This is a genomic window from Spirulina sp. CS-785/01 (genome assembly GCF_028330525.1).
Classification (GTDB): domain Bacteria; phylum Cyanobacteriota; class Cyanobacteriia; order Cyanobacteriales; family Spirulinaceae; genus JAQMSD01.
The window spans coordinates 43,908-51,928 of the sequence record NZ_JAQMSD010000053.1 but is presented as its reverse complement, the minus strand read 5'-3'; the positions used below and the strand labels follow the sequence as shown (position 1 = coordinate 51,928).

The following is an 8,021-nucleotide window of genomic DNA, read 5'->3' as shown; positions in this document are numbered from 1 at the left end:
TGTCCAAAAAATAGCTTGCATGATAATCAGTTAATTCCTATCCCTACCAGAAATCACGTTGACACACGCTCCATTACACCACCAAACGACGTGGCGACATTATAGCCAATGCGGCTACCGAACAGACAGGCATTGGGGTGTTTAGTGCGGAGTTGCTGGGCGGATTTTAATCCGGTTTTATCCACTTTATAATCCCCTGATTCAATATCAATGATCACCATTTTACCGATGTTCTCATCCACCTCAACTTGCTGACGAATGTGGCCGTCATACCATTGTCTTGCACGCTTGGCCACTTCTTCTCGACTGAACAACAGTGCTTGCATCGTTTAATTTGCCTTGACTGATATTTTAGAGACTTTTCCATAAACAACAGTTTAAGGGTAGGGTGTGTTGGGTGGAGGATAACCTGCTAGAAATAAAGAAAAATAAAAATCCATCCAACGCATTTTCTAGGGGATATAAGATGCTTTGGGATGTTGGGTTACGCTACGCTTCACCCAACCTACAATCAATTACAATCACCTCCTAAATAAGTTGTGTCAAAAACTTACATTCCAAAGGGAACAGGGATAGAGATTTGAGTAGGGTGGGCATTGCCCACCCAGAGCGCGTTTCATGATGTTTTAGGGTCTGTTGATACCGGATTCCCTATGACTCAGAAAAGAGACTTTAACCGATTCTACAACTATCCATCGGCTAAACAATGATTTAACTGTTGCTTGAGTTTCTCGTGATCTAAATCTTGACCAATTAAAACTAATTGATTCCCTTTTGTTCTATCTTTCCACTCATCATCCTCAATCGAGAAGCGTTTCCCACTGAGGTGGAAAATATGGCGACTGGGACTTTCTTCAAACCAGAGAATTCCTTTGGCACGGAAAATATTGGCAGTGAGTTGATTGTCTAGGAAATACTGGAATTTCCGAATCGAAAAAGGTTTGTCACTTTGAAAGGAAATCGAGGAAAATCCATCATTGTCTAAATGGTGGGAATGGTGATCATGATCGTGATCATGGTGATGGTCATGATCATGATGGTGATGATGTTCGTGGTCATGATCATGATGGTGGTGATGGTCGTGATCATGGTCATGCTCTTTTGATTCCGCTTGATCGAAATAACGGTCAGATTCAAACAGACCCACGCTTAAAATTAAGGGGAGAGAAACTTGAGAATTATTCGTGCGAATAATCCGCGCATCTTGTTTAATCTCTCGGATGCGGACTTCTAAATTATCCACATCAGCTTCATCCACTAAATCAACTTTGTTTAATAGGATGATGTCCCCATAAGCAATTTGACTCCCTGCGGCCTCACTGTTGAATAGATCAAGGCTAAAGTTGGCACAGTCCACAAGTGTCACGATGGAGTCTAAACGGGTCATATCCCGTAATTCTGTCCCTAGGAAGGTTAAGGCAACGGGGAGGGGATCAGCTAATCCGGTGGTTTCTACGACAAGATAATCCACTTTATCGTCCCGTTCGAGAACCCGATACACAGCATTGACTAAATCTTCGTTAATGGTGCAGCAAATACAGCCATTGTTCAGTTCCACCATGTCGTCGTCGGTGGTGACGATGAGTTCGTTATCAATGCCAATTTCGCCAAACTCGTTGACGAGGACGGCGGTTTTTAGGCCAGATTGGTTGCTGAGGATGTGGTTGAGGAGGGTAGTTTTCCCACTCCCTAGGAATCCGGTGATGATGGTGACAGGTAGCCCTTGTTTGGGGGCATTCATGGACGGTGTGGGGGTCGCGTTTGGATCGACAGTTTGCATAATGGTTTTCTCGCAGATGTCGCAACTTGTTCAAGGTTATCGTTATTTTTCTATTATTGCTTATCTGTGAGGGTTAGGTGGAGTTGGGGGATCAGAGTTCAAAGTTGGGGTTGGTTTGGTCGAAGTTGGGGTTATAGTAGGGATCACCTCCAAGTTGTTCTAGGTATGGGGCCCATTTTTGGGCAAATTTTTGTCGTTCTGCGGGGTTAACTCGCTGGTGACAGCGACTAGCTGATCCATAATGATTAAGTTGGGCATAGGGGGTGACGAGGTTACGATATCCGGCTTGATGGGCTTTGAGGCAGAGATCGACATCGTTATAATTGAGGGGAAAGGTTTCGTCTAAGCCTCCTAATTGCTGAAAGAGGGCGTTTCGCATCATTAAACACGCTCCAGTGACAGCTAAATAGTTACGATTAACGATGTTAGATAAACAATACCCAGAATGGAGGCTATCGTACCCGTAAAAGACGTGCATGGGATGAACGGAGTCTAAAATAACGATGCCAGTATGTTGAATTTTACCGTCCGGAAAGAGTAATTTTGCTCCCACTGCGCCAATTTCGGGTTGTTGGGCAAATTGGAGGAGGGATTCTAGCCAGTCGGGGGTTAAGACGGTGGTGTCATCATTGAGTAAGAGTAGCATTTCTCCGCTTGCTGCGGCAGCCCCTAGGTTGATGCGGTGGGAGAAGTTAAAGGGGTTCGTATCGCGGACTAATTTTATTTTGCTTTCTAAACGTGCTAAAACGGGTTCTGGGATGTCGTATCCATCGACGATAATGATTTCTAAATAACGATAGGTGCTTTGGTCTAAGATACTTTCAATACAGGCTTCTAATAGACAAAATTCTCCGGTTTCGTGGCTGATTTGTTTTCCGGCACTGGGAATAATAATACTGATTTTAAAGGGGTGTTTTATGTGTCGTCGCACGCGAAAGACTCCAGGAAATTTAGGATGTTCTTCAACTGTTCCTGAATCGTCACTGCGTTCTAACATGGCGGTGAGAGCTTTTTTTCCTTGTTGAAATGCCCAAGGTTTTCCCTGTAATCCTGAAGCGGAGGAGGTTTTGAGGGTTCGCCAATGGTAGAGAATTTTGGGGATATAGTATATTTTTTGTGTTTTTTCGGTTAGTCTCAAGACGAGATCGTAGTCCTGTGCGCCATCGTATTCACTGCGAAATCCGCCGATTTTTTTAATGAGTTCGGTTCGATAAATGCCTAAGTGACAGGTGTACATTTGGCTTTCAAAGTATTCTGGCGACCAAGCAGGTTTGAAGGCAGGCTCGATGTGTTTGTTGTTAAGATTGATATGATCTTCGTCGGTGTAAATGAAGTCTGCTTCTGGGTGGGTTTGCAGCAGTTTAGCGACTTCAAATAAGGCGTTGATGGCTAATTCATCGTCGTGGTCGAGGAGGGCGATATAGTCTCCGGTGGCTAGGGTTAAAGCGGTGTTACTGGCGGCGGAAATGTTGCCGTTTTTTTCTCGAAAAATGCTTTTTATTCTCTTGTCTTTTGCTTGATTTTGTTGTATAATTTTTTTGATTTCGGGTAAGGTAGAATTATCGTCCGCGATGCAAAGTTCCCAATGGGGATAAATTTGCTGTTCAACAGATTTTATGGCGGCTTCTAACCATTGGGGTTTGACGTTATAAACGGGGAGTAAGATGGAGAAGGTGGGGTGATATTGCCAGGTAGCGATCGCGCTTCTCGCTGCTTCGATCTCTTGGGGTTTTATTCGGTTCTTTTGCCACCAGTTTTGATAGTTAATTCGTCCTCTAATTTTCTGGACAAGGCGGTGACGAAAAAAGTTAATAGCCGCCCCTATTCCTGCGGTTTGCCTGATTTCTTGAAAGGTTTTTAATTTGTCATTGATCATTTGTCATTGGTCATTGGTTGTTTATTTGACAGCTATTGGGGTTGGGGCATGGCAATTTTTATTGGGGTTTTGTCTCCTCTTTATGCCATGCCCCTACTATTCTTTTTAATTATTAATTATTCATCATTCATGATTACAACCGTTTCCCCACCTTACCGAAGCGTCTTTCTCGGTTTTGATAGTTAATTAAGGCTTGGTGGAATTCTTCCCGATCAAATTCCGGCCAAGGGGTTTGGGTGACGTAAATTTCTGCATAGGCCAATTGCCATAAAAGAAAATTACTAATGCGCATTTCTCCACTGGTGCGAATTAATAAATCTGGGTTGGCCAATTCGTGGGTGTAGAGATGACTCTCAAACACCGACTCGTCAATATTTTCTGCCTCAATTTCTCCGGCTTGGACCTTTTGCGCGATCGCGCGACAAGCCTGTAAAATCTCCTGACGACCCCCATAATTCGTGGCCACCGTAAACGCCACATCTTGATTATCCCGTGTATCCTCCATCGACTGAGCAATTTGCCCCTGTAACGACTCCGGTAAGGCCGCCAAATTCCCCACAAACCGAATGCGGACATTCTCCGTCATCATCTCCGCCAACTCCCGACGCAACACCTGCTCAAACAGCATCATCAGAAACTCCACCTCCTGCGTCGGTCGTCCCCAATTTTCCGTCGAAAAAGCATACACCGTCAACGCCGGAATACCCCAATCCTTACAACAGCGTAACAAGTCTTTCAGCACATTCACGCCTTGTTGATGCCCCATAATGCGCGGCATCCCTTTGCGCTTCGCCCAGCGGCCATTGCCGTCCATGATAACAGCAACGTGCTGCGGGAGGCGATCGCGGTCTAAATCCGGTGGTAAAGTTTTCAGGGACAAACTCGGTTTAACTATCATTAGCTACTATTACTGAAGACCCAGCCTTGCGATTCATCAATCTACGTTCAGACAGGAGATGTCTAGTTTGGGAGAAAAGTCACATCTCAACAACAATTCTTCACAATTCAACGCATTGTATTATAGCTTGCCTAAGAGGGCCGACTCAGACATCGGGTTGGATCAAGACCCAGAAAGCAGGGAACACTGATCCCTAAGACCTTGGTTGTGTTCACTGTAACCTGATTTCCGTCCCTGACGGACAACTTTCCCCCTTTCCTAGATTAACTAAGACTTGTCTTGTTTAGAGTCAGAAGACCCCGCTTGTATGGCACGCTGAAACAACCCCCATCCCGTTGAACCCAACTGACGACCTAAACGGCCAATAGTCGGGGCCACCGACTCCCGTTCGATAACCGGAGAAAACTTCGTCTCCAGAATTTCCTTGAGTTTACTACTGGTTAACGGTCGATTCAACGTGCGTCGTTCTGCCAGAGAAATAGATCCCGTTTCCTCCGATACCACAATACAAATACACCCTTCAACCCGTTCTGTAATTCCCATCGCGGCCCGGTGTCTTGTCCCCAACTGACGGGAGGCCACCCGTTCCGACAACGGCAAAATAATCCCTGCGGCCATCACCCGTGACCCGCGAATTAATAAGGCCCCATCATGTAATAGGGTACTGGTCTGAAAAATCGTTTGCAGTAACTCCTTAGAGACTTCTGCATTCAATACCACACCTGGTACAGAGAAAAAGCGTTCGTCGATGGGGTCGCCTGTTTCCATGACAATTAATGCCCCTGTCCGGTTTTGGGATAATTCCTTCACCGCATCGACAATTTCATCAATGGTACTGTCGGGTTTCGGGAAAGACCGTCGGGACGTAGTAAACATATGGCGAAGGTCTCCCCGACCGAGACGTTCGAGAAATTGCCGAAATTCCGCTTGGAATACCACGGCCATGGCCACCGCAGACCCCAAAACGAGACGTTCTAAAACAAAACTGAGATGAACTAACCCCAAACGGTCGGTGAATACTGCGGCTAACATTAAAACAATTAAACCGCGTACCATTAACAGGGTTCGCTGTTCGCCAATGGCCAGCAAAACAGCATAAGTCAGAAGGAGGACTAGGCCAATATCGATCCCCTCGACGAACCAAGGGGGGACTAAACTGGCCTCTAGAAATGAACCCAAGGATAACATGGGGAGTGTGAGTAACAGTGAGGGTGGGCAGTGAAGGGCGATTCCCCGTGGGGGGGACTACTCAACCTTACCATTGAGTTTTCACTCTGAAACCGCGATCGCCATCTCCACTAATACCTTAGCGGTTTCATTGACTTTTCCGAACCAATCGGTCGGGTAAACGGTCTTTACGGAGTAAGTCTTGGTAATTTTCCCGTTCAATAATTAAATAAGACTCCCCTTGGTTCACCACTACGGCAGCCGGACGACCAATGCGGTTATAGTTGGAGGCCATACTGTAGTTATAGGCCCCTGTTCCCATCACCACTAAAATATCTCCTGCTTCCGTCTGCGGTAAACGCGCATCAGGAATGACCACATCCCCGGACTCACAATGTTTTCCCGCTACAGTCACGGTTTCATTGGCCGCAGCCGACATTTTATTGGCAATGACGGCACGATACACTGACTCGTAGGTAATGGGACGGGGATTGTCTGACATTCCCCCATCAACGGCAATATAAGTGCGAATATCGGGGACAACTTTCCGACTGCCTACAGTATAGGCGGTAATGCAAGCGGTCCCAATTAAAGACCGTCCGGGTTCACAAATTAGTTTAGGATAGTCTAACCCCTGATCCTCGCACGCTTTCGCTACAGACTGGGCTACAGTCTGAGTCCATTCTTTAATACTAGGGGGATCATCTTGTTCGGTGTAGCGCATTCCTAACCCTCCCCCAACGTTGAGAATTTGCGGCTTAAATCCATAGTCTAGGGCAGTTTGTAGCCAGTTGACGAGGACTCCCCCTAAGTCTTGGTGGGGCTGACGTTCAAAAATTTGTGAGCCAATATGGGCATGAAGGCCAATTAGATTCAATTGGGGATGCTTCTGTAAGAAGGTGAAGACTTCGGGGAGTTGGGAGGGATCAAAGCCAAATTTACTGTCAATATGTCCGGTGCGGATATACTCGTGGGTATGGCATTCAATGCCGGGGGTTAACCGCAACATGATTTGGGCTGGATTATTCTCTGTGGCCACTTCGCTGAGTAAGTGGAGTTCCAGCCAATTGTCAATAATAATCGTACACCCTTGCTCGTAGGCGTATTTTAATTCTTCGGCGGATTTATTATTGCCGTGTAAGTAGATGTCCTCTGGGGAGATACCTGCTTGCAGGGTGGTATAGACTTCTCCTCCTGAGACTACATCAAATCCTAGTCCTTCACTGCCTACCATGGCACAAACGGCCAAACAACTCCAGGCTTTAGAGGCATAAATGACTTGACTTTCGCCGGGATATGTGCTATAGAGGGTATCCCGATATTGGCGGCAAGCGGTTCGGAGGGTTTCCTCGTCTAAAATATAAAGGGGTGATCCCCATTGGTTTACTAAGTCTTGGACATCACACCCCCCAACCTCTAAACGGTCGTATGGGTTGACTTGGGCGGTAAGGGGGAGTAAAGATTGATTGGGGGCGGTTGTTTCGGTGGGTAAATATTGCCGTCCGGTTTGGGAACTTTGTGTTTCGGTGGTTAACATGAGTGATTTGATCTAGCAATTGAGTTTGAGGAGCGAGGGGATTACCTCCGCACTCGATCTAGTGTACAATGAGAGCTTGTGACTGTCTCAGAACTGCAACTTCAACCTTTGACTCAAGCACAACTAGAGGCCGTTGTCGAGCTTGACCGGGTTTGTCTTGGGGGATTATGGACTTTAGAGGGATATCAGCGCGAATTGGAGAGTCCCAATAGTGAGTTATTGGTGCTTTCTGTCCCTTCTGCGGCGGCCAATGAGGCGGGTTCGAGCCAAAAAGGGCAAAGTCCTCCGTTGTTGGGATTGGGCTGTTTTTGGGCGATTGTAGAGGAGGCTCACATCACGTTATTGGCTATTCATCCGGATTATCACCGTCAAGGATTGGGGCAATTTTTACTGCTGGCGTTGCTGGAAAAGGCGGTACAGCGCGGCTTAGAACGGGCGACGTTGGAGGTGCGGGTGTCCAATGAGGCGGCGATCGCGCTTTATCAAAAATTGGGCTTCCGGATAGCTGGTCGTCGCAAAGGCTATTACCAAAAGACCCAAGAAGATGCTTTGATTCTCTGGTTAGGAGGACTACAAGACCCAAAATTTCTACAAAATTTAAAAATTTGGCAACAAAAAGGGCGCGATCGCCTTCCGTGGAAACTCCCAGAAAACCCCCAGAATTCCCCGCTTTCCCCTTAATCGTCCTCCCCCGTACCCTGCCAAGAGTTGATCCCCGATCCCTACAGAACCCGTAGGGAATTTTTAGCCTGTGCTAGAATGA

7 protein-coding genes are annotated in these 8,021 nt (G+C 46.6%); 1 reads left to right on the top strand and 6 read right to left on the bottom strand.

Annotation, left to right across the window (positions count from 1 at the left end):
* Positions 1–53: 53 nt before the first annotated feature.
* The 6 genes from PN462_RS02905 to lysA all read right to left on the bottom strand — a co-directional run bounded on the left by PN462_RS02905 (position 54) and on the right by lysA (position 7,258).
* Positions 54–326, bottom strand: coding sequence for a hypothetical protein (locus PN462_RS02905; RefSeq protein WP_272126430.1), 273 nt, complete (start codon positions 324–326; stop codon positions 54–56).
* Positions 327–688: 362 nt separating this feature from the next.
* Positions 689–1,780 carry a CobW family GTP-binding protein gene (locus PN462_RS02900; protein ID WP_272126429.1) on the bottom strand — a complete coding sequence of 364 codons (1,092 nt, stop codon included), beginning with the start codon at positions 1,778–1,780 and terminating at the stop codon, positions 689–691.
* 91 nt (positions 1,781–1,871) lie between these two features.
* Positions 1,872–3,656: a glycosyltransferase family 2 protein gene (locus PN462_RS02895; protein ID WP_272126428.1), complete on the bottom strand. Its 1,785-nt coding sequence runs from the start codon at positions 3,654–3,656 to the stop codon at positions 1,872–1,874.
* A 133-nt stretch (positions 3,657–3,789) separates the two neighbouring features.
* Complete coding sequence (uppS, locus tag PN462_RS02890) at positions 3,790–4,554, bottom strand: polyprenyl diphosphate synthase (RefSeq protein ID WP_272126427.1); 765 nt, start codon at positions 4,552–4,554, stop codon at positions 3,790–3,792.
* Positions 4,555–4,821: 267 nt separating this feature from the next.
* Positions 4,822–5,742 carry a diadenylate cyclase CdaA gene (gene cdaA / locus PN462_RS02885; protein ID WP_272126426.1) on the bottom strand — a complete coding sequence of 307 codons (921 nt, stop codon included), beginning with the start codon at positions 5,740–5,742 and terminating at the stop codon, positions 4,822–4,824.
* 127 nt (positions 5,743–5,869) lie between these two features.
* A complete protein-coding gene (gene lysA / locus PN462_RS02880; protein WP_272126425.1) occupies positions 5,870–7,258 on the bottom strand; it encodes a diaminopimelate decarboxylase in 1,389 nt (462 codons plus the stop codon).
* A gap of 78 nt (positions 7,259–7,336) precedes the next feature.
* Here lysA and rimI point away from each other — a divergent pair, with 78 nt between their 5' ends.
* Positions 7,337–7,939, top strand: coding sequence for a ribosomal protein S18-alanine N-acetyltransferase (gene rimI / locus PN462_RS02875; RefSeq protein ID WP_272126424.1), 603 nt, complete (start codon positions 7,337–7,339; stop codon positions 7,937–7,939).
* The last annotated feature ends 82 nt before the right edge of the window (positions 7,940–8,021 follow it).

Bases quoted from the DNA above. Each gene is read 5' to 3' on its own strand.
- PN462_RS02900 (WP_272126429.1), bottom strand. From the start codon at position 1,780: ATGCAAACTGTCGATCCAAACGCGACCCCCACACCGTCCATGAATGCC.
- PN462_RS02905 (WP_272126430.1), bottom strand. From the start codon at position 326: ATGCAAGCACTGTTGTTCAGTCGAGAAGAAGTGGCCAAGCGTGCAAGA.
- PN462_RS02895 (WP_272126428.1), bottom strand. From the start codon at position 3,656: ATGATCAATGACAAATTAAAAACCTTTCAAGAAATCAGGCAAACCGCA.
- cdaA (WP_272126426.1), bottom strand. From the start codon at position 5,742: ATGTTATCCTTGGGTTCATTTCTAGAGGCCAGTTTAGTCCCCCCTTGG.
- lysA (WP_272126425.1), bottom strand. From the start codon at position 7,258: ATGTTAACCACCGAAACACAAAGTTCCCAAACCGGACGGCAATATTTA.
- uppS (WP_272126427.1), bottom strand. From the start codon at position 4,554: ATGATAGTTAAACCGAGTTTGTCCCTGAAAACTTTACCACCGGATTTA.